Origin of the sequence: Streptomyces abyssomicinicus, from assembly GCF_008974245.1 — a bacterium.
GTDB classification, from domain to species: domain Bacteria; phylum Actinomycetota; class Actinomycetes; order Streptomycetales; family Streptomycetaceae; genus Streptomyces; species Streptomyces abyssomicinicus.
This window is the reverse complement of the sequence record NZ_BBZI01000018.1, coordinates 21,854-46,497: the sequence shown is the minus strand read 5'-3', so window position 1 is coordinate 46,497 and position 24,644 is coordinate 21,854. Positions and strand designations below refer to the sequence as shown.

Genomic DNA, 24,644 nt, shown 5'->3' with positions numbered 1-24,644 from the left:
TGTATTGACCCACAGCGTTGTTGACACGGCTGATGGGCGGGTGTCCGCCGAGTGCGGTGTGGCAGCGGTGGTGGTTGTAGGTGTGGAGGAAGTCTGCCAGCGCGTCGGTCCGTTCCCTGTTCGAGGTGTAGGGCTTCAGGTAGGCCCATTCGTCGAGCAGGGTGCGGTTGAAGCGTTCGACCTTGCCGTTGGTCTGCGGCCGGTAGGCCGGATCTTCTTGTGGGCGATGCTGGCCGTGGTCAGCGTCTGGGTGAACAGCCTGGATTTGTAGCAGGAGCCGTTGTCGGTGAGGACCCGTTCGACGGTGATGCCGTGGGCGGCGAAGAAGGAGTTCGCCCGTTGCCAGAAGCCGGCCGCGGTTTCCTGGCGTTCGTCGGTGAGGACTTCGCTGTAGGCCAGGCGGGAGTGGTCGTCGACGGCTGAGTGGATGTAGCTGTAGCCGATCACCGGCTTGCAGCTCTTGCGCTCGGTGGTGGTGGCCTGGCGGTTGCCCTCACCGGCCTGCCTGCCGACGATCCGCCAGCCGCCGCCGTCGGGGATGTTGCCGAGTTTCTTGATGTCGACGTGGACCAGCTCGCCCGGTCGGTCGCGTTCGTAGCGGCGGATCGGCTCGCCGGTGGGCCGGTCGAGCCAGGCCAGGCGGTTCAGGCCGTGTCGGACCAGGATGCGGTGCACGGTCGAGGCGGGCAGGCCCAGGATCGGGGCGATGCGTGCCGGGCCGAGCTTGCTGTCGGTCCGCAGCCGGCGGACCTGGGCCTCGACTTCCGGTGGTGTGCGGTGCGGGGTCGTGCGGGGCCGACTGGAACGGTCGTGCAGACCCGCGTCGCCCTCGGCCTGCCAGTGGCGGACCCATTTGTGGGCCGTGGGCCTGGATATGCCCGTCTCGGCGGCCACGTGCGCGATCGGCCGGCCCGCCAGGACACGGTCGACCAGGATCCGCCTGCCGTGAACGGTCAGCCGGGCGTTACGGTGGGGCACGAAGACCTCCGTTGTGCGGTGAGCCTAGACACCTCCACCACACCGGAGGTCTTCGTCATGATCAAGACCCGGCACCGTTAACAACGCTCGTGATCAATACACCTAACCTCCCGCGCCCTGATCGACGTCGGCGAGCCGGCCGCCGCCCTCACCCACCTGCGCCTGGTCCGCTTCGCTGCCCCGACGAGGCCCGCCGCCCGTTTGCGCGCCCTGGCCGACCATCTCGCCGACCTGACCGCTGCTCAACCCCCGCACCGGCCGGTGAGTTGATTCCGCACCAAACTTGCCACCGCAGCGGTCGGCCGAAGTCACAGACCGCGCGAGGCAGCCGCACCGCGCTGGAGGCTCGGCCGGACCGTCAGCCGCGCCCTGACCTCGGTCGGCCCGCAGCCGTAATCACCCACCCGGCCCGGACAACGCGCGGTCCCCGGTCTCCCGGATATAGCCCGCCCGGCCGGCGGAGCCGTCGTCGGCCGCTGCTCCGTGCAGCGCCGCGCCCGCCCGCCCGCCGGTCTCGTGCTGCAGTCAGCGAGTTTCGCACCGCTGCGGAGCGCGCGGACCGGGCGGACCGGGCGCGCCGGTCCCTGGAACCCGGGCGCCCAGCTGCAGAAGGTGCCGCAGCGGCGTTCCCCGCTGCCGCTGCCGCTGCCGCTGCCGCTGCCGCTGCTTCGTGGAGTGCGGTCGCGTGCCCGAGCTCGAACCCGAGTCGACGCTCGGACGGAACAGTGAGCGCCGACCCGGCCCGGAGCGCGACCTCGCCGCCGCCCGCTCCGCGCCTCACGCACCGGACGGGCCTCTGCCGGAGGCGTCTGTCGTCGGCCTGACCACGGAACGCCGCGGCGGACCGGCCCGCACCGGGACCGCAGGACGTGTGGTGTCCCCTCCGACGGGGTGTCACGCCCGCTGTCACGCCACGTGTCACGCCTCCTACAGACAGGGCGCTGACCTGCGCTGACGTCCACCTGCCGCGGATCGGCCCGAACACCGTGACAACGCGACAACCGCGCCGGTGCTCGCCGGGCCGAGGACGCCGCCGCCCCGGTGGCCCAGGCGCCCGGAGGCCTTCACGGCCGTTGGCGGGCCTAGCTCCCGCCGTTGGCGCCGCATCGCCCGCGTCCCCTTCAGGCACCGGGCCGACTGGCCATCACCCCGCGGGAACAGCGGCGCGCCGCTCCGGGCCCAGCCCTCCGCGCCGGCCGTCTTCGGCTTCCGCGGCCGATCGGGGCGGTCCGCACCCGGCCCGCCCCGGGATCGCCTCACACCTCGGCGCCGCCTGCGGCTGCGGACGGATGCTGCAGACGTTCGGGTACCGCCCGCTGCTGCGCCGGTGCAGCGGCCCAGCACGCTGCCCGTCACCGGCGGCTGCAGCAGCACGATCGCGCGACTGCTGCCGCACGGCGCCGGCCCGCGTTGCACCACCGGGCGCTGCACGGCTGCAGCACCCGGCCGCCGCCACCGGTCGGAACGGAGGCGGGTGTGGAGAATCCCCGTGCCTTCCTGCGATGCTCTGACACCGGGCCCGACTATGGGGGTGTGCAGTGCCCAATTTGTCCCCGTTGCATGAAGCTGTGGAGCTGGACGATCTGCCTGAGCTGCATCGCCTGCTTCTCGCCGGTGGAGACGTGCATGAAGAGCACCACGGGATCACTCTCCTGCACGCGGCGGTCGACGGTGAACTGGATGCGGCCACCCAGACGGGCAAGCCGCTCCATGTGGACACCACGGCGCTGCTGCTCGCCCACGGGGCGGATCCTTCACGCAAGTCCGGTGGAGGCACGGGCGTGTCCGCTCACCACATGGCGTTCGTCGGCGGGCACTGGCTGGCCTGCGCGTTGTTCGAGAGATGGCTGCTCCAGCGAGGCGAGTAGGAGGCCACTCCAGCCGCAGGCTGCCCGCGCAGCGGGGCCAAGTGCTTCGCCTCGCCAGCTGGCCGACGGTTACGCCGGCCCGTAGGTGACGCTGCCCATGGCCGAACCCCTGTCATGCCCGCTGTCACGCCCTCGCCGAACCGTGCCCTGACCTGGGAAAGCCCCCGACATGTCACCTCTTCCGCAAGCAGGGCTTTGACCTGCACTGATATCCGGTTGGCGGGGATCCGTCCGAACAGCGTGACAGCGTGACAGCGTGACAGCCGCACCGGCGCCCGCCGGGCCGAGGGCGGTGCCGTGCCGGCCGCTGTCCGGTGCCACTGAACCTTGACCGTTTGCCACTGAAGTTTGACCGGCCGGAGCACGGGGGTGGAGGGCTTCTTGTGGAGTCACACGGGGAAGCATTCGACCGTGGCCTACCGCGCAGATGAACCGCTTGCAGCCGACGGCTGTGGCAACTCCTTGATCTCGTTCGAGCGGGGCGGCGAGGCAACGCCGCCGCAGGACGCCCCGCTGCCGGCGGCGCTGGTGGCCTTGTGGCGAGCCGGTCGGGTCCTCATGGTCTTCGATCGGTACCGCCAGTCCTGGGAACTTCCAGGGGGGAGCATCGAAGAGGGGGAATCCCCTCGCCAGGCGGCCGCGCGCGAGCTGCTGGAGGAGAGCGGGCAGCAGCCTGACGAACGGTTGCAATTCGTCGGCTACGCGCGCTTCGTGCTGGCGTCTGACCGGCGAGCCGAATATCTGGCCCTCTACGCAGGATCCTGCGCCAAGACCCGCGCCTTCGAGCCCACCGAGGAGATCTCGGCCATCCGCTGGTGGGACCTCCTCGAACGCCTCCCAGGGAATGTGCAGCCCCTGGACGCCTACCTCGCCGCGCTCACCCGGTAGCCCAGCAGCCGACGCCCCCGCGCTCCGGCCGGTCAAACTTCAGTGGCAAACGGTCAAGGTTCAGTGGCACCAGACAGCCGCACCGGGGCCGCGGCGGCTTCCACGTCCGTCAGCCGGGTCAGGCTTCCTCCGGGTGTCGTGTCGCCCGTCTGTCTCGCGCACCGGGCCGACCGGCCACCACGCGACGGGAACAGCCACTCGCTGCGCCCAGCCGCCTCTTCCAGGCACGCCGGGCCCGATGTCCTCCGCACGGGTGAACGCCTTCACCGCCCCGGTGGGACCGCGGGCCGCACACCGCCCTGCGCCCGGCCCGCAGGCTGTCCACAGCCGGAGCGCCCCAGTCTTCCGGCATGCAGCGGTCGACCGGAGAGGTGAGCAACAGGTGGGCAGGTCGAGGTCTCAGGGAGGGCGCCGCTGCCCGTCGTCCAGCGGCAGTGTGCCGCTCGAGGGGAGCGGCGCCGTCGGCCCGGGCGGTCAGGACAGGCCGCGCGGCAGGTCCGTGGAGGAAGGGAGGGCCGAGCGCGATCGTCTGGCGGCGGCCGCCGGCACGCTGAGCGGGACGGCCCGGCAGGACAACTCGCCAGAGGCCTACCGCCGGTCGGCGGCCGCGTACGCGCAGGAGACCGCTGCCCGCATCTCTTACGTCCGCGCCCTGGAGGCGGCCGGCGCCGACTAGGCCGCGGTACAGGAGGCCCTTGGTGCTGCAGTCTTCCGTGCCGGCATCGATGCCGTCCAACTCCACGTCTCTGACGTGTGAGTGTCTCGCTCATCGGTTCGGGAACGCTGCGAACCATCCGCACAGGCTGCCGAAGTACCCGTCGGACATGAGCGACGCGGAGTCGTAACAGGATCCGGTCCGGCCCATGCTCTGCCGCATTCCCAATTCCCTTATATTGCAGCGCAGTTCTTCAGAGGTGTAGTCGCTGCCGCGGTCGGCGTGGGCGATGCAGCCAGGCTGGAGGTCGCCCCGGCCGGCGGCCATGGTGAGCGCGTCGACGACCAGTGATGCCCGGTGGTCACGTCCGAAGGACTGCAGGACTACCCCGACGCCGGATCGACGGCACCGGCGCCCGGAAGCCTCACCGCGGCCATGATGGACGCCTTCGAGCAGCAGCGCCGCCGGCGTCAGGAAGATGCGTGAGCCACCACGTGCCCCGGGCCGTCGGCCCCGGCCGCCTCCGCCCGCTGCATGGCCGTGAGCCGCACCGCGAAGTGGATGGCAGCACCGGCGGCGGTGACGAACAGAAGGTCGACCACGATGTACAACTCCACGGCCGTCTGCAGGTCCGCGAACGTCTGCGCGATGTCGAACATCAGGGCAGCGTGCCGACTGAGCAGATTGGCGGCGAGGAAGAGGCCCCACCACAGGCGCACCGGCCACATCGGGGCCCGGGACCGCCCGTCGGAAGGCGGTGTCGGGCTGCAGGCCGCCCACATGCCGACAGCGATCCGGTAGGGCAGCACGAAGTTCACCAGCGGGATGAACCAGGCCACGATCGCCCAGCCGGGACCCATGACGACCCGGTCGGGAACCAGTCGCTCCACGCTGCGGCGTATCAGGAAGAACCAGACGACGAAGGCCACCACGCACAGCGCGTACACCGCCGTCTGCAGGCGGCCGACCGCGTCGTACAACGCGTACCAGGATTGCAGCGCCTCCGGGGAGGTGACGGGGGCGCGCTGTTCCTCGCCGGCCAGCACGTGCAGCCGAACGCCGACGTACACGTCGACCAGGGCGACGAGTGCGTACGCCGCGAGCGCCGCTATCAGCGCAAGGAGGGGACCGCGGTCCGCGAGATACGGGCCGCGCTGCGCGGGCGGGTGGAGCGTGTCGGACGCGGACAAGGACAAGGTGCTGACTCCCCTGGCGACATGGCGGAACCGCGTGCGGACAGATCCCGGACGGCGGAGGAACGCTACGTCGCAGGGAACACGGCGTCCAGGGAGATCTCTGGCGGTGGTCGTTGCCGCAGAGAGCGAGGCCTCCTGCCCTACGCAAGGGCGTGCGCGCAAGGCCACGCCACTCGCTCAGGTGAGCCAGGACCTTTCACAGAGCGTTTCAGAGTGGCCACCGATCGGGTGACGCCCGTGTTATCAGGCGCCAAGCCCTGCGGCAGCTCAGAGGGCGGTCAATCTTCGCGGGGTGGTTCCCCGTAAGGGGTGACTGCTGAAGAGGCTCACAGTTCGCGGACAACGGGGACGGCCCCGAACGGCCCGGCCCGGGTAGACGCCGCCGGGCACGCCATCCTCGCCGCTCGGTGGCTGTTGCGGTCCGCGCTTGGTCCGGAGATCCCCGGTGGCGGGGTCCGTCGCACGGTCGGCCGCCTCGCGGACGCCACGAAGTGCGCCACGGCCGTCGTGGGCGAACAGGGCGGCCACGCGCGCCGGCAGTGACGGATCCAGCCGTGCCTCCCCGGCCCGTCGCCGCGCGTGCCGGCCGCTTTCCCGCGCAGTGCAGGACGGGAGCACCGGTGGTCTTCGGCAATGGGCCGCTGCGCCTGGCCAGCCTGCCGGAGCACTGCGGTCCCGGGCCCGACAGGGCACACCCGCGCGGGCTGTTCGCGCGCGAGGTCATGATGTCCCCGCACCCGGCCGGCCACACCTCCCACCTTTCCGCCGCCAGGGCCTCGCGGCCCTCGGGCCGGCCGTGTGCGCGGGACGTCGCCCGCCCCGGACCTCTGCCGCCGCCCACGCTGCGCCCTGCCGCCCGTGGTGGGCTGCTCCTGGAGGCAACTGGACGGCATCGGACGCGACCGGATGTTCCCCGGGCACAGCGCTGCGCCAGCACACCCGGCCCGCACCAGGTGGTGCTGCGCCTTGCCGAACCGGTGTGAAGCTCGAGGTCCTGCCCGGCGGCGTCGCGCGGCCGCTGGAGTTCTTCCTCGCCTGCGCCGCCCGCGTCGGCCGGTGTCGGCGGGGCCTCGAGGTCCTGCCCCTGGCCTTGCCGTCGTCCCGCTGCGCGGTGCGGCCGCTCGCGTCGAGCGGGCCTGTGCCCGCGGTGCAAGACCGCGCCGTACCGCGTGCATCCGCGTCCAGACCGTGCTCCGCAGCAGCTGGTCCGGCACGACTGGCGTGCTACGACAGCGCGCTGTCCGACCGCGCTGTCCGACCGCGCTCGTCCGTCGCGTCACGAGGTCGGGCTGCGGGCGCGAGCCGGTCATCCGCGATCTCCCGTATGTCGCTTCCGGTCGCCCTGCGGCCAACGCCGCAGATCCCCGACCTGCGTATATGCCGAGGTCCGGTCAGTCCGTGTGGTTCCGGGGTGGCTTTGTGCGGGTGGAGACTGGCAGCAACGTGTGTGAGGGGCGGCTTGGCCGCTGTGGGGGAGAGGAGGCGGGCGGTGAGTCTGCTGGTGAACGTGACCCTTGATGCTGCTACCGAGGGAGGTGTGGGGAGCGGACTGGCGTCGTGGTTAGATGCGGCTCTTTCCGGGCCGCTGACCGGCTGCTTGGACATGGTGCAGACCGGGACCGCGTGGCTGTCCGCGGCGAGTCAGAGGACGGAGGACGAGAAGAAGAAAACGTTCGCGCTCGACGGGTCCGACGGCTGGCATCTCATACGTCAGGAGCTGCTGGCCGCTCCGGAGTGGTCGAGCGTGCTGTTCTTCCGCTACGACCAGGACAGGCCGTCCGCCCATGTCCGGGGTTCCAGCATCACCTCCCGTCGGCCGAACATGAACTTGCAGCTGTGGCTCGGCGGTGAAGAGGCCCCTACGAGAAGGTGGCGTTCTCCTCGTCCGTGGTCGCTTTCCTGGCGGCGACGCTGGACGCCTTGAATCCCGCCTTCGGGGCCGTCGTCGTCGACGAGCCGATCGCGGAGGAGCCGAACCTGGACGTGGTGCTTATGCGGAGGGCACGAACGTCGGTGGCCGAAGCCCGCCGGCAGCTCCGCGGGTACTCCTGGGTCACCGTGTGCCCCGGGGAACTGGTCGACAAGCTGGGTGGGGCCTCGTATCTGGAAGACTCGGGCGCCTTCCACAAGGTGTTCCGGCTCACCGCCGGAGGTGTCGTCCTGCAGGCGTCCCCGACCCCTGACGGATACACCGACCGTGTCATGCGCAGGGTGTTCGACGTCCTGACTCCCGTGCTTCCCCCGGGGTTGCCGCAGTTCAAGCCGGCACGGCCCAAGGTCCGATACGTCCCGCAGGACGCCGCACCGCGGACCAGCCCATAACCTCGACCACACCCAGGAACCCCGCCCACATGCTCCTGGCCCCAGCGGCAAGGCCCCAGAGCCCCAGCACCCCGAACCACCCGGTCACAACCGCCCCGCTACGCCCGGGTGCGGGCCAGCTGGCTCGGTTCGGATTCCGCCTCCTACGTCCAGGCCGCCATGGCGCGGGCGCCCTGGCCGAGGCCGTCGACCGCCTGAGCCGGCTGCCGCGCCGTTCCTGGCTCCTGATCGCCTCGAGCATCGCCTGCCTGGCTGCGTAGGTGAAAACGAAGAGCGCTTGTTGGTGAGAGCTGGCAGCACCAGGTGGCTGACGGTGCCCCGAATGTTGATGAGAAGTAGCAGCGGCTCCGGCGCCCGGGAACGGTGGTGACGTTGATTTGGCGGCGTCCGTATCCTTCGGTGGGTGAGTCTGATCGAGGTGGTTCCAGGGCAGGTCGAGGTTGTCGTTCGGGGGTCGGGGGCGCAGGCGCCTTCTGTTCGGCTGTTCGATTGGTCGCGTGCGGATGAGTACGAGTTCGCCTTCGCTGTGGAGGCCATCGATGACGGTGTGTGCGCACGGCTCGAGACCGTGACCGTCTGGGACAACATGAGCGAGTTCTTCGATGGCCTCGCGCGCGACTTCCGTGGTTGGGAGGGCGAGCGGGTCTGGGGCAACAACCACCTGGTCGTGACCGCGACGTTCGGCTCGGGTGGTCATGTGTATCTGGGCTGGACCCTGCGATCCGGATTCTTCCCCGGCGACTGGAACTGCACCGTGACGACCGTGATCGAGGCCGGCGAAGGAATGACGGCCGTAGCCGCGGACCTGCGGGAATTCCTGCGCGAAGAGTAGGTCATCGACAGTCGTCCCGTCCCGTCCCGAGCCGTTTCTCGGGTGACTTAGCTGACGGCTTGCTGTTCTGCGCCGGCGCGGCGGGGGAGGAGACGACCGCCGCAGGAGCCGACTGCTGGAGGTGGGCGAGCAGCAGGGCGTGGGACGCGGCGCGCCCGCGTCCCGCGGTGGCGGTGGTGTCCGCGATACGCAGCGTTGGTCGACGACGTCGCTCACGCCGGCGAACCAGGGCCCGACGACGCTCTGGTCGACCGGGTCGGCGGCGATCCGGGACGCGACCTGCTCGGGCGCGCTCTGACCCGAGGGAGCCCGGGTGTCCCCAACACGCCCGCGGTCGCTCGAGGCGGCAGCGACAACCCTGCAGAGGCGACAAGGACTGCGGCAAGTGATCCGCCTGGGCCGGCACCGGACACCCCCGGCCGCGGTGTACGCGGTCAGGCCGTGCACACTGTCCGACCGACGACAAGGAGAGAGTCCATGGAACGTGGCGCGCTGCGCACGGCTGTCAGAACCGCACCGCCGGCCTGGACATGCCTGGCCGTACTGACCCTGGTGCTGACGGGTTGCAGCACCCCCACCACTGCTGGCGCTCACGGCGACGGCCAGACGCAGTTGAAGGCCGCGGCCCAGGCCGCGCGGGCCTATCAGCAGGCGAATGTGGACCGAGACTACGAGGCAGTCTGCCGCGCCGTGACCGAAGGTATGAGACAGCACGTCGGGAGGAAAGACGTTGCCGAGTGCGCCGAGTTCATTGCGGTGCCCTACCGGCATCGCATCAATCCCGATGCGCGGGTGAGCACCGCTGATGCCGTCGAGGTGGAAGCCCATGGCCGACACCCCGCGGGCATCGGAGTGCGGGTGACCACGGACGCCGGCCTCGCGCCTCATCACATGGCGCTCCGGCTGGTGCAAGACGAACAGGGCGTGTGGCTTGTCGATCAGAACGTCTACCTCGAGGAGTCCACGGGCACCAAGGCCGTACGCGCGGCCCTGTCCCGCGGGTAACCAGCACGGGAAGAACAGCCGTCCCACCCGAAGGGCCCTCGCGCCTGCCTGTCTGGCCATGACATCACGGGCCCAGCCCTCCGTGCCTCACCACCCAGAGCTCGCGCAGCGGGCCCCGGCGGCGCTTCGCGCACGCGCCGTACGGATCGAAGGCTCCCTGACCCTCGTCGCCGAGCTCCTCTTCTCCCGGACCCGCGTCGCCGCGCTCCGCATGGCCGCCGCTCACCGGGAAGCCGGCCGCACCGAGCAGGCCCGGCAGTGGCGCGCCCGGGCCCGCCAGATCCTGAAGGACGGCCGCGCCGCCCGCCGCGGGCGGAGCGTGCGGGCCGCCTTGGCCGGACTGCCCAGCCTCGGCCACCGCTCGAGACGTCCGCTCTGCCATCAACGGCCACAGCCGCCGCCTGCGGGCCACTACGGTGACCGACGAGCCATGCCCCGCCGACAGGAGAACGACGATGACCGCCCCCGAGACGGCGCCGACCGGTCCCGACCTCACGCAGCTCGGGATCGAGCTCGTCCACCGGCACCGCCTGACCGCCCCCGAACAGGGCCTGCAGGAGTGGCACATCCGCATCCTGGACGGGGAACACGAGGTCGGCACCCTGCGCGCGGCCCGCTGCCAGCACTACGGCGCCGGCAACCTGGCCGAGCGGATGACCGACCACGGCGGGCTCTGCGCGATCGCCGCGGCCGCACTCTTCACCCCAGACGGCGACCTCACGCCCGAACTGGAGGACGCCGTCGAACAGGCCGGGAACTTTCTGGTCCTCGACCAGCTGAACGTCTCCGCCCCCTTCGACGACCAGACCGTCGTCACCGCGGTGATCGCCGAAACCATCGCCCGCCTGGCCGACACCTACTACGCCGTCGTCCTGCCGACCGCCCACCTGGACGCCGACCACACCACCCGCCTCCTCGCCCAGGCCGCCACCGACCTCGCCGCCGACCCCTTCACACACGACCTCCAGATCATTGACACCTGCCTCGCCGCCCCCGAGGACGCCGCCGCCCACGCCCACGACCGGTTCCTCTCCCACGCCCAGCACCCCACCTGGCACCTCGACGAGAACGACGAGCGGCCATGGCCACACGAGGACGAGGCGGCATGGTCCGACGAGCAAGCCGACTGCGTCCTGAGCGCCCGCACGACCGCCGTGCTGCGCCTGGCTGCCGAGGAACTGTCCACCCTGGCCTGGCAGGAGGTGACCGCCCTCGGCGACACTCCCTTGCCCCGAGGCGCCAGCGGGGTGTTCGGCCGACTTCCGCCCCTCACGTTGCGCCGCAACGGGCAGTGGCGCCGGCAGATGGCCCGCACCTTCGACGACCTGGCCGCCGACCTGCAGACGCCGGGCACGGCCTGGCCGCAGCCGCGCTGCATCGGCGAGGAGATGGCTCTGCACCTGATCATCGACCGGGCCCGGTCGATCACGACCAGCCGCCCCAACGCCGTCCACGCGCTCGTCGCCGACCTGCCCCCACACCACGCCGACTACGACTGGGCAAACTGCTCGGGTGGGCTCTTCAAGGACCACGACGTGCTGATGCTCTTCGACGCCCGCCTCGACGGCCTGGAAGACCCGGACAGCGACATCCGCCAGGCCTTGGGCCTGGTGAACCTCGCAGCCGACGCGTGGTTCGAGCCGTTCGACCCGCAGTACGCCCGAGACCTCGACCGCGGATACCGCCTTTGAGCCCGTCACCGCGACCGGCCCGAGCACGCACAGCGGACCCCGGGCGGCGCCCCCGCCCAAGGGGCGAGCCTCCGCCCGTCCCAGCGCCGCAGCGAGGACCCCCCAGAGGACGCCAACGCGGCCCGGCGCACCGACGCGGCCGACCCTGACGGCCGCCCCGCAGGGCTCGGCCAGTCGGCCCGACGCGGCAAGCCTCCGGGCCGGCCGGGTCGTTCACTGGCCCAGGCGGGTCCGTGGTCCCCACGCGAACTCGAGGTCGTCCAGTAGAACTGGCTCGAGCGCCTCGTCCCACCGGCTGCGCAGCCGGAACGGCACGGCGTTGCATCCGCTCGCACACCACCAGACTCTCGGGCCGGCCGACCAGCATGTAGCGGCCGTGCTCGGCGGGCCGGCTGCCCGGCCCGTACGCCCGCACCATCTCCTCAAGGCGCGCCCGGTGCCGCCCGGCGAACTCCTCCAACCGTGCCACGTACCCGGCCCGCTCGACCTCGGCCACCGCACCGAGCACCACGCCCAGGACCTCTTCGGACACCTCGGGGTGGGTGTCCGGCCCGGCCAGGGCTCAGGTGCAGCGCTGCGCCGCCTCGAGGACGTCCCGCACCTCCAGCACCGTCGACGCCCCGCCCGCCGCGCCCGCCGACACCGCGCTCACCGCCGTCGCCGGCACCGCGCCCTCGCCTCCGGCCGCCGGGCCGGCCTGCTGGTGGAGGTGGGCACAGAGCATGGCGTGGGAGGCGGCTCGCCCGGTCTGTGCCGCGGTGGTGTCCGCGACGCGCAGCAGCCGGCTGGCGGCGTCGCGCACGCCGGCGAACCACCCGTCCTCGAACCCGGCCTGAGGGCTGCTCTCACAGATCCAGGTGTGCGCCCCGGCCACCGCTCCCGCCTCCACCTGCGCCACGACGGCGTCGGCCTGCTCGGGCCCGATCCCGACCGCGGCCAGGGCCCGGAAGACCACCGCGCGGGCCTGGACCGCCTCGCTCTGACGACGGCCGATACGGGCCAGCTCCCGCCCGTACGCGTCGACCTTGTGCTGCTCGTCGCTCACGCGGTGCCTCCGTGTCGATGAACAGGTGCGGCGCCCGGCCGGCGCCCGGACTGCGGTGACAGCACAGGGGAGGGCCCGAGGGCCGGGGCCCCCGATCCGGACGGTACAGCGAGGGCCAGACACCGGACCAACTCGCCCACCACAACGCCCCCGAACACCGTGCTGTCCCCGCCCCGCCGCGGCCGAACCCCTGTCACGCCCTCGCCGAATCATGTCATGACCTGCGCAAACACCCCCGATAGGCGAGGTGAGCGGCCGGGCATGACAACGTGACAGCCCTCCGGCCGGCCCGCCCCTACCGGCAGGGCTGCCAGCCCCGGCCGGAGCGTGCGGGGCCGCCTCGGCCATTGCTGCTGAACCGGCCCGCCCCGGCCGGGAGGCTGCGCCCTGGGCCGCCGCCGGCCGCGGGGCAGGTGGCGTCAGCCGCAAGCTGCGTTGAGGTCCCCCACGCTCAGGAGGCCGTCAGGCTGGCCACCTTGGCCGGCGGTGTCGATCTCGCGGAAGAAATCCCCGTCCAACAGGACTCTGGAGGAGTCACGCAAGTAGTTCGGGTAGTCAGAGCCTCCTGCGACGATGTCAAGATCGGTCCTGCTGATCAGACCGTCCTGGGTTCCGTCGTAGGCCATGTCCACTGTTGAGAAGTTGCCCGCGATGGTTTCGGCGGCGATGGCCTGGCTGGTGTTGCACGGGGCCACAGTGCAGGCTGCGTTGAGGTCGTCCAGGCTCAGGAGGCCGTCAGGCTGGCCCCCTTGGCGGGCGGTGTCGATCTGACGGAAGAAGTTGTCGTCACCCAGGATCAAGGCGGCGGAGAAACGCAAGTTGTTCGAGTAGCGAAAGCCCTGCACGACGATGTCAAGATCGGTCCTGCTGATCAGACCGTCCTGGGTTCCGTCGTAGGCCGTGTCCACTGTTGAGAAGTTGCCCGCGACGGTTGCGGCGGCGATGGCCTGGTTGGTGTTGCACGAGGCAGCGTAGGCCGGGGTTGCTGTCAGAGCAGGGACAGCGAATCCGGCGACAGTGAGCATGGCTACGGTTATGGCCAAGCGCTTTTTAGGCATTTCCCCCGGTATCTCTCTGTGTGAGGGCTAGTCAAAGACGTTGCCGAGCCTAGGTCGTTTCGTTCGCATCAGCAGGCTGATGCGAACGAAACGACCTAGGGCCTGTCGTCAATGTGATCTTGGATTGTGGATCACGGTGGGGTGCTACGCCGCCACGAACTGTCCGATGCTGAGTGGGACCTGATACGCCCATTGCTACCCCGGCCGGCGCTGGGACGGCCACGACTGGACGACCGTAGGGTCCTCAACGGGATCGTGTGGAAGTTCCGGGCGGGGGTCGCCTGGCGGGACGTGCCCGAGCGGTACGGCCCATGGACCACGCTCCACACCCGTTTCCGCCGATGGGCGGCAAACGGCACGTTCGACCGGATGCTTCGTGCAGCGCAGGCGAGAGCGGACGCGGCAGGAGACATCAACTGGCTCGTGTCGGTCGACTCCACCATCGTTCGAGCCCACCAGCACGCCGCCGGGGCCCGAAAAGGGGGCTCCATAGCCCGGCGCTCGGCCGGTCCCGGGGCGGCCTGACCAGCAAGATTCACCTTGCTTGCGACGCGGTCGGCCGCCCGCTCGCCTTCGTCCTGACGGGCGGCAACACCAACGACTGCACCCAGTTCACCGCCGTGATGGAGAAGATACGGGTACCTCGACTCGGGCCCGGACGGCCGCGTGTCCGGCCCGATCATGTCCTGGGCGACAAGGGCTACAGCTCCAAGGCCATCCGGGCCTGGCTCCGGCGGCACGGCATCGGACACACCATCCCGGAACGGGCCGACCAGATTCGCAACCGGCTCCGACGCGGCAGCCGGGGCGGGCGCCCACCCATCTTCGACAAGCAGCTTTACAAGCGGCGTAACGTCGTCGAACGGTGCTTCAACCGCTTGAAGCAATGGCGCGGGATCGCCACCCGGTATGACAAGACAGCCCAGTCCTACCAAGCGGCTGTCACTCTCGCCGCGCTTCTGATGTGGGCGTGACGGTTGAAGGCCCTGAGCGCAACTCTCCGGCGCGACGGTCGGTCCGGGAAAGGACTCCGGTAACGGACGCTGAGAACGGCTCTCGTTCGGTGCGCGGCAGTGATACCTCGACCAGTTTGCCGTCATAGATCATCCAGAGGCCGAAGCAGTCGTCGTCCTCATCGCGTACCAGGACTTGAACGGAATGCGGATCCGGCCACGCCAGAGACTCCAGATGACTCAGCAACCCACGCCAGTTGTGGCGGATGAATTGGATGACCCACGCGTAACACTCCACGGAAGGCATGCGCGACCCGTCGAACATGCCGTCGTCCACACGTGTGAAGCATTGGTGCCAGTCCCGGCCCTCATCGGGGCGAGTGAGCGGTTCCATGACCTCTTCAGCCCTTCGCGCCAGGACGATGACCTCTGCATATCTACTCATCAGCCCATGATGACCGTGACCCGTCAGAGGGGAATCGAAGGCTGATCACATTTTGACGACAGGTCCTAGGTGCCATGCCCTCGCCATGGCGCCTTGCGTTCCCCGACAACTACTACGCCGCCGCCCACTCCAGCCCGAGGTCGGCCAGCGCCTGGAGCCTGTCGGCGGTGAGCTTGGCCCGGCGGCTCTTGCTGTCGCTCAAGAACACCCCGAGCTTGACCTCCGTCCCGTCCGGCAGCACCTCTGTATGGCCCCTGGGGACCAGAGCCTTCGCGGGCCTTGTACCGCGCCCAGGCCGCCACGCCCCGCTCGAGGCGCTCACGGGCGCTGTGGACGGCCTCGCGGGCTCTCCTGAGAATCCGGGGCCACGGGGACGGCGCCGACGGCCTCCAGGCGCTCGCGCTGTCCCTCCACCAGGGCCGCCCACACCTCGGGCTTCCGCTGCCGGGCGAGCCACTTCCCGATGTCCATACCGTGGACCGTGACGCCGGGCAGGACGTCGATGGGGCCTGCTCGTCGGCGACCATCTCGCGCAGCGCGGCGTAGTGCCGCTGCCAGCCCACCGGCCACGACGGGTTCCAGTCGGCGTCCACGCCCTGGAGGGCCGCCTGCCACTCCGGGTGGCCCTCCAGGGCGCCGGGCGGCGCAGGTTGGACAGCCACTGCACCACCGGCCGGTCCAGCATCGTCGCGGGCCGCGGCGCGCACAGCGTCGCCGGCGGGCGGGCTGCTCTCCGAGACCCACGTGTGCGCCCCGGCCACCGCCCCGGCCTCCAACTGGGCCATCACGGCGTCGGCTTCCTCGTGCCCGATCCCAACGGCGGCCAGCGCCCGGAAGACCACGAGCCGCGCCTGCACCGCCTCGTCCTGGTGCCGGCCGATCCGGGCCAGCTCCTGCCCGTACGCGTCCCTCTCGTGCTGCTCAGTACTCACCCTGTGCCCTTCCGATACCGGTGCGCGCAGAGGGGCGGCCAGCGGCGGCCGCGCACAGACACCGGCACTTGGCCCAAGTGCGCACCCGAGGCGCAAGACGACGCTCCGAACCCCGTACGGCCGGCACTGCTCCCGGCCCCCGACCCCGCTGAAGCAGGTCCCGCATCGACGCTATGACCCGCCGCGACACCACGGCAACTCGCCCCCGCCGCGCGCCGATCCCGCCCCGCCCCCGCGGGTGGCCCCCGACCAAACGCCCGCCGGCGACCGGGCCCGGGCGGCTACGGTGAGCGCCGCACCACCCCGTCCGGCCGACAGGAGAGCACCGATGACCGCCCCCGCGGCGACCGCCCCGCCCGCACCCGACCTCACCGCCCTCGGCATCGAGCTCGTCCACCGCCACCGCCTGGCCGCCCCCGAGCAGGGCCTCCAGGACTGGCACATCCGCATCCTCGACGGCGAGCGCGAGGTCGGCAGCCTGCGCGCGGCCCGCTGCCGCCACCACGACGCCGGCAACCTCTTCGCCCGCCTCACCGACCACGGCGGCCTGCGCGCCACTGCCGCGCCCAAGCTGCTCACCCCGGACGGCGACCTCACGCCCGAGCTGGAGGAAGCCGTCGAGCAGGCCGGCGACTTCCTGGTCCTCGACCACCTCACCGTGCAGGCCCCGTTCGACGACCAGACGGTCGTCACCGCGGTCATCGCCGAGACCATCGCCCGCCTGACGGACAGCTACTACGCCGTCGTCCTGCCCACCGCCGGCGAAGGCGCCGACGCCGCCACCTGCCTCCTCGCCCAGGCCGCCACCGACCTCGCCGCCGAACCCTTCAACGACGACCTCCAGATCATCGACACCTGCATGGCCGCCCCCGAGACCGCGGCCGTCCGCGCCCACGACCGTTTCCTCTCCCGTGCCCAGCGCCCCACCTGGCACCTCGACGAGGACGACGAAGCCTGGCCGGAAGACGAGGACGACGAGAGCCTCCTCACCCCCCGCACGGCCGCCGTGCTGCGCCTGGCCGCCGAGGAACTGGCCACCCTGGCCTGGCAAGAGGTGACCGCGCTCGGCGACACCCCCCTGCCCCGCGGCGCCGGCGGCGTCTTCGGCAGCCTCCCGCCCCTCACACTGCGCCGCGACGCACAGTGGCGCCGGCAGATGGCCCGCACCTTCGACGACCTGGCCGCCGACCTGAAGACGCCGGAAGAGGCCGGCGTGGAGCCACGCTGCACCGGCGAGGAGATGGCCCTGCACCTGATCATCGACCGGGCCCGGTCGCTCACGACCGACCGCCCCAACGCCGTCCGCGCCCTCGTCGCCGACCTGCCCGCCCACCGCGCCGACTACGACTGGGAGGCCTGCTCCACCCTGCTCTTCCAGGACCACGACGTGCTGATGCTCTTCAACGCCCGCCTCGACGGCCTGGAAGACCCGGACAACGACGCCCACCAGGCCCTGGGCATGGTGAACCTCGAAACCGACGACTGGTTCGAACCGTTCGACCCGGACAGCCCCCGGGACCCCGACCGCGGCTTCCGCCTCTGACGATCCGGCCACCACCACGTCGTTGCTGCCCAGCCGCACGCCGCACGCGGAACCAGGGCGACACGGTGGTGCTCGCCACCGTCGGGCGCCCGGCCGTCGCACGGCGCCGGCCGAGGCAGACGGAACGACGCGACGGGGCGAAGCCACGCCCGAGCCGGCACCCACCCCTGGGCCGCCGAAGGGCCGTCCTTCGCGACCGCGGCGCCGCTACGGTCCCCATATGACCCTCGCGCCCACTACTGCCCCGGCCGCCGGCAACACCGCCAGCACCCCGGGCAGCGAGCTCACACACCTGTTCTGCTGCGACCCCGACCGGGCCCTGTGCGGACTCGACATCAGCGAAGCCGGCGAACCCCAGGAAGGCGAGCAGGACTGCGTGGTCTGCGCCGACCTCGACGAACAGGACATCGACTGCCCGCAGTGCCCCTGAGCGGGTCGCGGCCCGCAGACCCGAACCCGCCCCACACCCCAGGCCCATGACCACCCGCAAGCCGGGCGGCGCCAAGGGCCAGACGCACACCGCCACGCCCCGCTGTCCCCTGACATTGAACCTGGACCGGCTGCCAGGGAAGTTGGACGACTGCTACGCCCCTGCCAGCCACAGCCCCACCGGCGATCGTCCCGGAGGCAATCGCCTGCGACCGCGGCAAGGTCTCGGCATAGGTGCCTGATCGCTTCGACTGCGCGGGAGCGACGTGGTCTGATGGAGCCGATCACTACCCTCAGAGAGAGCGGCAATACATTGAGTAATCGTCAGTCAGGCACCGTGAAGTGGTTCAACGATGAGAAGGGGTTCGGCTTCATCACCCCCGAAGGCGGAGGTGATGACCTCTTCGTCCACTTCAAGGCGATCGAGTCCGACGGCTTCAAGAGCCTTAAGGAGGGACAGACCGTGTCCTTCGTCGCCGAGCGAGGGCAGAAGGGCATGCAGGCCGCTCAGGTGCGGCCCGAGTAGCGCCCTCGCACCGTGTGGTCGTGCCTGGGATCTACTGGCGGGCACGACTGCGCACTCCAGCCTGCCCCTGCGGACCGCGAGCTTGGCTCCGCCAAGCCGCCGAGAACACCCGCCTCCGCTCCGCCGTGGTGTCCCCGGCCACCGCGACCCGAACCCCTGTCACGCCCGCTGTCACGCCGCCTGTCACGTGCTCCCCAAACTCCTGCCTGACCTGCGGAAACACCTCCGAGAGGCGAGGTGAACAGCCCGGCGTGGCAACGTGACAGCTCCCGGCCGGCCCGCTCCTACCAGCAGGACTGCCAGCCCCGGCCGCCGCCCCGGAACCGGCCGGCCGGCGGCGTCTAGCCTTCTCCCATGGCCAAGAAGCCGCGATACCCAGATCCGTCACCGCAGGGGGAGGAGACCGCCCGCCACTTCGTGCAGCAGTGTGTTGGCCGACGCTGAAAATGCCGACGGGTCCGGCACTGAAGGTGCCGATCACCGAGAACAAGATCGCCCCACTGGGGTGGTCCCAGCGGGGCGTTTGTCGGCGAGGTGTCGCGGTCGTCGGCAAGGTGCCGAGGCGCAATCAGTCGAACTTCATGCCGAAGTATGGGTCGGGTTCGCCTGTGTAGGGGTCGACGCCGGACTCCCACCGTCGTCGTTCCTCGCGCCAATGGACGAAGTGCGGAGAGGACTCTCCCCAGAGGGAGGCGTCGCTGAGTGGGCACTCGTCGAAGCCCTTGGTGAACAGGCGCCGAAGGAACTCCGCCATTCCGCAGTCGTAGATTTTCCAGTGGGGCCAGCCGTGCCGTTCCCACACGACAACGGGCCACTTGTTGGGGTCGTGGTCAACGGTGAGCCAGCCGAGGATGTCGGCTCCGCAGCTGACGCCCCAAGCGACGACAGAATCAGGTCCGGCATCGACCTCGTCCGGTCCTCCTTCGGACTCCCACATGTGCCGCATGTTGGCTGTCTCGGCCGCCATGCCCCCGAGGTCAGGGCTGTCGGCCGGCTGCGTGCTCGCTTCGGGGGTCACGACGCTCAGCGCGTCGTCGATGCCGCCGGCTCCGTACGTGCTCATGAAGGCGATGTAGTCGGAGGGGAAGCCGACTCCCCAAGCCCGCCGGATCGCATCCCAGTCCACCTGCTCATCGGCCCCGTCATGTGGCGGCATTACCACCGTGAGTGCGGCGAGAAATGTTCCGTGAGACGGCATGTCCCCTCCAGCGGTGTGCATCGTCTGATGCAAGGTATCCGGCGCCACCGACATCGAGTTTCGAGGGTGTGGAATGTCAGTCGAGGACTTGGGTGACGGCGGACTGGGCGGCTTTCTCGTCGACGAGGGACTTGCTGGCGGCGAAGGTGGCCACGAGGGATTCACAGGCCAGACCGGCGAGGCGACCTGGAGGAAGGAGCCAAGTACGTCGTCATCGACGGCAACCGGCGCCTGAAGGCCGCACGCGAAGCCGGGCTGGCCACCATAAAGAGCATGCTTGGGGACGAGTTCGCCAGCACGGACGAGACCCTGCTGGAGGCCGCCTTCATCGCCAACGCCACGCGGAAGGACCTCAGCGAGCTGGAGGAAGCGCAAGCCCTGCAGCGACTTGTGACGTTCTACGGATCGCAACACAAGGCCGCAAAACGGCTGGGCATGAGCCAGCCCTTGATCAGCCAGAAGCTCTCCCTGCTGGCACTCACCCCAGAACTGCAGGCAGACCTCGAGGCTGGCCGACGCCACGTTTCCCACCTCCGGAACATGACCAAGGTCCCCCCGCAGGAACAACGACAGGAAGCGGACCGCCGGGCCCGTGCTGACGCCACCAAGAAGGCGCAGAGGGCCAGCCGGCAGACAGCTCCCTCTCCGGCAACTGATAACTCAGTTATCAGTTCCACCCCCGAGCCGCTGCCGGAAGCCCCAGAACCGCCCGGTGATAACTCAGTTATCACCCCGGAGGCGGCGGCCTCGACGCGCAACAGCGCACCTCATCTCCCATGGCACGACCCGAAGGCTCTCGACCGCATCCTGAGAGAACACATGACGGAGGACAACCGCCACGCCTTGGCGAGACTGCTGGCCAACTAGGTAGCCGTGACGAACAGGAGCTGCGCACGTCCCCAGGACGTGCGCAGTCTGGAACGTCCAGTGGCCCACCCGTGGGGAGGTGATGGGCCACTGGTGTGTCGAGCGGCGCCCAGGACGACACCGATGCGGATGACGGCATCGCGGCTGTCGAGAGCTGACCCCTGCGGTTGAGCCGGACTTCCGCAATCGGGGAAGTCCGGCGATTCTTGGCGGATCAACTTCACGTTGCTAGGCCACGCTGGACCCACTGTCCTCGAGTGCGCAGCATTCGCACGGCTGCCGTCAGCAGTCGCCGTAGCGGCTGTGTATCGCCTCCTTCCACTGCTCGGGCTGGTTCACGTGGCAGCCGCCGGGGCACTGGCGCCGGGTGACGCGTTCGGCCGTGGGGAAGTCGTACTGCGCGGAGCGCACCTGGAGCACGTCCAGGAGCAGCGGCGTGCCGCAGAGGGGACAGGGGTCTCCGTACCTGGTGATTTTCATGCGGCGGATGATGCACACACCGACCGCTTACTGTCTCGGGCTGGCTCGGCGGTCCGCCCGGCGGGCTCTCCGGTGAAGATCCGGTGATGCCCTCCCGCCCGGCGGGACCAACCCCGGATCACGCTTTTGTGCAGGTCAGCACCGGGGTTCCATGGGCCGGTGATCAGCAAAGCGGAGGTCCGCCCGGGGAACGGGTGGCGCTACCTCACTCGGGGCGTGATGGTCGGCGACGGCCACCGCCGGGCGGGGACGCCGTTGCGTGCCGCCCAGGACGAGGCCGGTGTTCCGCCCGGCGTGTGGAAGGGCGGGGGCCTGGCCGCGCTCGGCCTGGCGGCCGGGGACGTGGTGATCGAGCGGCAGGCGGAGCTGCTCCTGGGAGAGGGCCGGCACCCGGATGCCGACCGGATCGTGCGTGAGCTCCTGGAGCAGGGCAAGAGCCCGGCCCGTGCCCGGCGGGCGACCGTGCTGGGCAGGCCCATCGAGCACAACGCGTCGCCCGAGACGGAGAAGGCGAAGGAGCGCACGCCGTGGCTGGCGATGGACCTGGTGTTCCGGGCGCCACCGACGGCACACATCGCGTGGGCGCTCGCAGATGACGAGACCCGTCTGGTGCTGGAGTCGTGTCAGGACATCGCCCGGGACAAGACGCTGGCGTGGCTGGAGGAGTCGGTCGCGCAGATCCGGTGGGCGAGCGGAGGCAAGCACCGCGCGCCGGTCCGGGACGGGCTGATCGTCGCTGTGTTCCGTCACTACGAGTCCCGCGCTGGCGAGTTGAAGCCGCTGCTGCACGACCACGCGGTGGTCTCGATCCGCGCCCGGCGGCCGGACGGCAGTTGGGGCAACCTCTCCGCGGACACGATGCTCGCCAACATTGTCGTCGCCGACACCCTCTACACCCTCCTGTTCATGGAGGAGGTGTCCGCCCGGCTCCGGTGGGCGTGGGAGCCGCGCGAGGTGACTCCGGGCCGTCGCCCCGTCATGGAGATCGCGGGTATCGACCGGCGGCTGATCGGCTGGCAGTCGACCCGCCGTCAGCAGATCGAGGACGCGCTGCCCGTCCTGACGGCCAGGTACGAGGAACGGCAGGGGTACGCGCCGGGGGAGAAGGCCGGCTACGCGCTGGCCTGCCAGGCCGCCGACCAGACCCGCCCGCCCAAGCACACCGAGCTGCTGTCGCTGACCGAGCTGCGCAAGCGATGGCGCGCCTCCGCGATCGCCGCGTTCGGCGCCTGCACCGTCTACCGGCTCGCCGAGCGGGCGCGAGCGGCGGCCGCGGCGGTGTGGGCACGGGTGCGGCCGGTGGTCGACGTCGCCCTGGCCGCCGTCGACGTCGCCTCCGTGGTCTACGTGATGCGCGGCGCCTTCTCCCTCCACCACCTGCTCGCCGAAGCCCGCCGCCACCTCGCCTACGCGCTGCGCGGCCGCCCCCACGAGCCCGGCCTCGACGAACGGATCGTGCAGACGGTCGTCGACGACTACACCTGCTCCGTTGGAGGCGGCCGGAGGATGACCGCCGACCTGCGCGCCCTGTACCCGGGCGACACCGAGGACCAGGCGGTGCTGCGCCCGCTGACTCGCAACCGCACCGCCCCGCCGTACGAGCGGGCCCGCCTGGCCGCCGGAGCTAGCCTGCGCGCGCTGGTGCTGGCATGACGCCACGCAGACGTGCATGCGGGCCTTACAGGTCCGCCTCTGCAGGCGGGAGTTCCGTCCTGCGGTGGCTGTCCAGCCAGTCCAGCAGACGGAAGCCGCGCTTGCTCTGCTCAGCGTTCCCCCACAGCGCTGCCGAGAACGCCGTGACGGTGAGGGCTACGACGGTGGTGGCCGCGACCATCTGAGGGCCGGTGAGGGGCGGGGGCTGGATAGAAGCGCTCATTGCTGTTCCGTCGTCCTTCGTGATCGGCTGCTGCAGGTGCTTCAACGTAGGAGTGCTCAGGACCGGGCCGTGGCTATATCCCGATGAAATGCCCCTTAATGGTGAACCTTGGGCGAACGGCCTCGCCGTTTCAGTCCGCCGTTTTCCGGACCAGTCACCAGCAGCGCCAGGCCGCAGGGCCGGACGCGCGGGAAGTCCGGCCCGCCATTGCGGCACGAAGTGCGCACCTCGGGCCGCAGGGCGTAGGACACTGGCATCACGACCGAGAGAGGAGCGCGCTGTGACGGCACAGCCCGAGCACCACGACGCCGTACCGCCGATGCGCACGCTCGCCGAACTCAGGGCCGCCCTGCTGTTCCACGGCTTCCCCGGCGACCTGGAGCACTTCGAGCGTGAGCTCGCGGCCATCGACCTGGACGACCTGACCCGAGTCCGCGAGATCACCCAGGCGTACCGGCACCGGATACTGCTCCGGACCGACCTGCAGGGCATGGCCGCCCTCGCCCGCACCACCGACGACGTCACCGACGAGCTGCGCCGCAAGCTCGCCGAGGCGGGCGCCCGGTGAGCCACGCCTTCTACTCCGACGCCGCCGAGAAGATCCGCGCCGAACTTGTCCGGAGCGAGCAGGCCGCCGTCGAGTCGATCCGCCGGCTCCTCGAGGACGACCCTGACACCGACCGCGCCCGCAGCCTCCCGGCCGCCGACCCGGACTCCGAGTCGTACGTGATCGAGCTGCTGCCCGAGCAGACCGGCGGCCGCGGCATCTCCGTGGTCTACCGCTACAGCCCGGGCTTGGACGCGGTGCTCATCCTCTGGCTCATCGCCGGTCCCTGAACCGGCCCGAGCCACCCAGCCCCGCCGGGCGACCGGCGGGGCTTTTTCATGCCACAAGGCGATCCCGGAACGGGGCCGCGTACTTCCGCGCACCCGCCGCCGGCATAGCTCTACCGTGACTAAATGCGAACATTCGTGTGACTCCGGCACGCCTGCCCACCTCGTAACCGATGAGTCATCAGGTGGAATGACCGCCTCCGCACCTGCAACTACCGGTTGACCTGCGATGAACTCTGTACCTCAGTCTCCAACCAGCATCCCTGCTTCACGACCTACCGGGTCCCAACCTGTCGAATCGCGTTCTTCTATGGTGAGGACCATGACTGTGGAGATAACCCAGCTGGCTGGGGAGCATGAGAGCAACCTGCGCGCCCTTTTTGTCGCGGAGGGCATGGGCTCTCACGCCGAAGCCCTTCTCGATCACCGTTACCGCCCCTACGAGCGTCTCTATGTCGCCTTGCAGGGCTCTGCAGTCGTAGGGTTTGTTGAGGGCACGTTCACGGATAATGAGATCTTCGCGTCCGGCGCGTTCCCCCCTCCCCGGGCACGCATCGTGCAACTGGTCGTTGCCGTGCACTCACGACGCACCGGCATCGGCAGCGCGCTCGTGGGACGCTTCGCCGTCGATGCCGAGGCAGCCCGACTGGGCAGCCTCGTCCTTTACCCCGAACCCCACCGTGCCGATGCCCGAAGGGCGTTCTTCCACCATTGCGGAATGCGTCCCGTCACCGGTACTTCCCTGCTCGGCGCCCGTTTGGACACTATCCGCACGGCGCTCGTCTCGCGGTCCTGAAACGGCCATTGCATCCTCGTTCGCCTTCACGGGGGCCGCCGGACGGCCAGTCGCCCGCGGGGCCGTCTGTGTGGGGGAGTCCAGCTTCTTATGCTGACCGCCTGGAACAGCAGATCGGAGTGTCCGGGCCGAAGCCCCCCCAGAGGACTGACAGCCTGTCCGAAGCCGCCGATCTTCTCCCGCGCCTCAGACCACCGCTCGCTTGCGGGGAGGCTTCGCGAACCTCG

General features: G+C 70.4%; 24 protein-coding genes and 3 pseudogenes. 18 read left to right on the top strand and 9 right to left on the bottom strand.

Translation table 11 applies throughout. From position 1 onward, the window contains the following. A pseudogene (locus tag GBN72_RS33320) lies at window positions 1-978 on the bottom strand (IS481 family transposase); the annotation flags it as partial. Window positions 979-2,546: 1,568 nt separating this feature from the next. On the opposite strand from GBN72_RS33320, the gene GBN72_RS33315 reads away from it, so the two are divergent. From GBN72_RS33315 to GBN72_RS34425, 3 genes are all read left to right on the top strand, one after another. Beyond that, the gene (locus tag GBN72_RS33315) at window positions 2,547-2,846 is read left to right on the top strand and encodes an ankyrin repeat domain-containing protein (RefSeq protein WP_246213058.1); all 300 of its coding nucleotides are present in this window, start codon (window positions 2,547-2,549) and stop codon (window positions 2,844-2,846) included. A 411-nt stretch (window positions 2,847-3,257) separates the two neighbouring features. Then, window positions 3,258-3,734, top strand: coding sequence for an NUDIX hydrolase (locus tag GBN72_RS33310; RefSeq protein WP_246213057.1), 477 nt, complete (start codon window positions 3,258-3,260; stop codon window positions 3,732-3,734). Window positions 3,735-4,233: 499 nt separating this feature from the next. Then, window positions 4,234-4,410 (top strand): hypothetical protein, encoded by a 177-nt coding sequence (locus tag GBN72_RS34425; protein ID WP_164541026.1) that lies wholly within the window; start codon window positions 4,234-4,236, stop codon window positions 4,408-4,410. A gap of 449 nt (window positions 4,411-4,859) precedes the next feature. Here the strand turns inward: GBN72_RS34425 and GBN72_RS33300 are convergent, their stop codons facing one another. Further along, complete coding sequence (locus tag GBN72_RS33300; protein WP_218042112.1) at window positions 4,860-5,579, bottom strand: DUF4328 domain-containing protein; 720 nt, start codon at window positions 5,577-5,579, stop codon at window positions 4,860-4,862. Between the two features lie 1,495 nt (window positions 5,580-7,074). Here GBN72_RS33300 and GBN72_RS33295 point away from each other — a divergent pair. The 6 genes from GBN72_RS33295 to GBN72_RS33265 all read left to right on the top strand — a co-directional run bounded on the left by GBN72_RS33295 (window position 7,075) and on the right by GBN72_RS33265 (window position 11,435). Beyond that, window positions 7,075-7,509, top strand: a complete 435-nt coding sequence (locus tag GBN72_RS33295; RefSeq protein ID WP_151775717.1) for a hypothetical protein — start codon at window positions 7,075-7,077, stop codon at window positions 7,507-7,509. After that, window positions 7,506-7,907: a type VI immunity family protein gene (locus GBN72_RS33290; protein ID WP_151775716.1), complete on the top strand. Its 402-nt coding sequence runs from the start codon at window positions 7,506-7,508 to the stop codon at window positions 7,905-7,907. Before GBN72_RS33295 ends, GBN72_RS33290 begins: the two co-directional genes overlap by 4 nt. Before the next feature lie 403 nt (window positions 7,908-8,310). Then, entirely contained in the window at window positions 8,311-8,739 is a 429-nt protein-coding gene (locus GBN72_RS33280) for a DUF6228 family protein (RefSeq protein WP_151775714.1), read from the top strand. A 121-nt stretch (window positions 8,740-8,860) separates the two neighbouring features. Then, window positions 8,861-9,037, top strand: coding sequence for a hypothetical protein (locus GBN72_RS34420; protein WP_164541022.1), 177 nt, complete (start codon window positions 8,861-8,863; stop codon window positions 9,035-9,037). Between the two features lie 179 nt (window positions 9,038-9,216). Next, window positions 9,217-9,744 (top strand): hypothetical protein, encoded by a 528-nt coding sequence (locus tag GBN72_RS33275; RefSeq protein WP_151775713.1) that lies wholly within the window; start codon window positions 9,217-9,219, stop codon window positions 9,742-9,744. A 455-nt stretch (window positions 9,745-10,199) separates the two neighbouring features. Then, complete coding sequence (locus GBN72_RS33265) at window positions 10,200-11,435, top strand: hypothetical protein (protein ID WP_246213056.1); 1,236 nt, start codon at window positions 10,200-10,202, stop codon at window positions 11,433-11,435. 562 nt (window positions 11,436-11,997) lie between these two features. Here the strand turns inward: GBN72_RS33265 and GBN72_RS33260 are convergent. Together GBN72_RS33260 and GBN72_RS33255 are read right to left on the bottom strand one after the other, a co-directional pair. Continuing rightward, window positions 11,998-12,480 carry a hypothetical protein gene (locus GBN72_RS33260; protein ID WP_151775711.1) on the bottom strand — a complete coding sequence of 161 codons (483 nt, stop codon included), beginning with the start codon at window positions 12,478-12,480 and terminating at the stop codon, window positions 11,998-12,000. Between the two features lie 419 nt (window positions 12,481-12,899). Next, window positions 12,900-13,505: a hypothetical protein gene (locus GBN72_RS33255; protein WP_151775710.1), complete on the bottom strand. Its 606-nt coding sequence runs from the start codon at window positions 13,503-13,505 to the stop codon at window positions 12,900-12,902. Window positions 13,506-13,679: 174 nt separating this feature from the next. Here GBN72_RS33255 and GBN72_RS33250 point away from each other — a divergent pair. Further along, window positions 13,680-14,512, top strand: a pseudogene (locus GBN72_RS33250) (IS5 family transposase). On the opposite strand, the gene GBN72_RS33245 reads toward GBN72_RS33250, so the two are convergent. Both GBN72_RS33245 and GBN72_RS35765 read right to left on the bottom strand, forming a co-directional pair. Next, window positions 14,481-14,936 carry a hypothetical protein gene (locus GBN72_RS33245; protein ID WP_151775709.1) on the bottom strand — a complete coding sequence of 152 codons (456 nt, stop codon included), beginning with the start codon at window positions 14,934-14,936 and terminating at the stop codon, window positions 14,481-14,483. The pseudogene GBN72_RS33250 and the gene GBN72_RS33245 sit on opposite strands and share 32 nt — an antisense overlap. 318 nt (window positions 14,937-15,254) lie before the next feature. After that, window positions 15,255-15,407 carry a helicase associated domain-containing protein gene (locus GBN72_RS35765; RefSeq protein WP_246213055.1) on the bottom strand — a complete coding sequence of 51 codons (153 nt, stop codon included), beginning with the start codon at window positions 15,405-15,407 and terminating at the stop codon, window positions 15,255-15,257. 789 nt (window positions 15,408-16,196) lie between these two features. Between GBN72_RS35765 and GBN72_RS34415 the strand changes: the two genes are divergently transcribed. The 3 genes from GBN72_RS34415 (at window position 16,197) to GBN72_RS33225 (ending at window position 18,366) form a co-directional block, all read left to right on the top strand. Further along, window positions 16,197-17,411 carry a hypothetical protein gene (locus GBN72_RS34415; RefSeq protein ID WP_246213054.1) on the top strand — a complete coding sequence of 405 codons (1,215 nt, stop codon included), beginning with the start codon at window positions 16,197-16,199 and terminating at the stop codon, window positions 17,409-17,411. Window positions 17,412-17,631: 220 nt separating this feature from the next. Continuing rightward, the gene (locus GBN72_RS33230) at window positions 17,632-17,841 is read left to right on the top strand and encodes a hypothetical protein (protein WP_151775708.1); all 210 of its coding nucleotides are present in this window, start codon (window positions 17,632-17,634) and stop codon (window positions 17,839-17,841) included. A gap of 312 nt (window positions 17,842-18,153) precedes the next feature. After that, on the top strand, window positions 18,154-18,366 hold the full coding sequence (locus GBN72_RS33225; RefSeq protein ID WP_151775725.1) for a cold-shock protein: 213 nt from the start codon (window positions 18,154-18,156) through the stop codon (window positions 18,364-18,366). Window positions 18,367-18,934: 568 nt separating this feature from the next. Here GBN72_RS33225 and GBN72_RS33220 read toward each other — a convergent pair. Continuing rightward, window positions 18,935-19,564, bottom strand: coding sequence for an SMI1/KNR4 family protein (locus tag GBN72_RS33220; protein WP_176604111.1), 630 nt, complete (start codon window positions 19,562-19,564; stop codon window positions 18,935-18,937). 159 nt (window positions 19,565-19,723) lie between these two features. Here GBN72_RS33220 and GBN72_RS33215 point away from each other — a divergent pair, with 159 nt between their 5' ends. After that, on the top strand, window positions 19,724-20,431 hold the full coding sequence (locus GBN72_RS33215; RefSeq protein WP_151775707.1) for a ParB/RepB/Spo0J family partition protein: 708 nt from the start codon (window positions 19,724-19,726) through the stop codon (window positions 20,429-20,431). A gap of 282 nt (window positions 20,432-20,713) precedes the next feature. On the opposite strand, the gene GBN72_RS33210 is transcribed toward GBN72_RS33215, so the two are convergent. Then, entirely contained in the window at window positions 20,714-20,911 is a 198-nt protein-coding gene (locus tag GBN72_RS33210) for a hypothetical protein (RefSeq protein WP_151775706.1), read from the bottom strand. A 219-nt stretch (window positions 20,912-21,130) separates the two neighbouring features. Between GBN72_RS33210 and mobF the strand changes: the two are divergent. Further along, a pseudogene (gene mobF, locus GBN72_RS33205) lies at window positions 21,131-22,537 on the top strand (MobF family relaxase); the annotation flags it as partial. A 52-nt stretch (window positions 22,538-22,589) separates the two neighbouring features. Here mobF and GBN72_RS33200 read toward each other — a convergent pair. Then, the gene (locus GBN72_RS33200) at window positions 22,590-22,787 is read right to left on the bottom strand and encodes a hypothetical protein (RefSeq protein WP_151775705.1); all 198 of its coding nucleotides are present in this window, start codon (window positions 22,785-22,787) and stop codon (window positions 22,590-22,592) included. Between the two features lie 280 nt (window positions 22,788-23,067). Here GBN72_RS33200 and GBN72_RS33195 point away from each other — a divergent pair, with 280 nt between their 5' ends. The 3 genes from GBN72_RS33195 (at window position 23,068) to GBN72_RS33185 (ending at window position 24,417) form a co-directional block, all read left to right on the top strand. After that, the gene (locus GBN72_RS33195; protein ID WP_246213053.1) at window positions 23,068-23,355 is read left to right on the top strand and encodes a hypothetical protein; all 288 of its coding nucleotides are present in this window, start codon (window positions 23,068-23,070) and stop codon (window positions 23,353-23,355) included. Further along, window positions 23,352-23,624: a hypothetical protein gene (locus GBN72_RS33190; RefSeq protein WP_151775704.1), complete on the top strand. Its 273-nt coding sequence runs from the start codon at window positions 23,352-23,354 to the stop codon at window positions 23,622-23,624. Before GBN72_RS33195 ends, GBN72_RS33190 begins: the two co-directional genes overlap by 4 nt. Window positions 23,625-23,943: 319 nt before the next feature. Next, on the top strand, window positions 23,944-24,417 hold the full coding sequence (locus GBN72_RS33185) for a GNAT family N-acetyltransferase (protein ID WP_164541019.1): 474 nt from the start codon (window positions 23,944-23,946) through the stop codon (window positions 24,415-24,417). The last annotated feature ends 227 nt before the right edge of the window (window positions 24,418-24,644 follow it).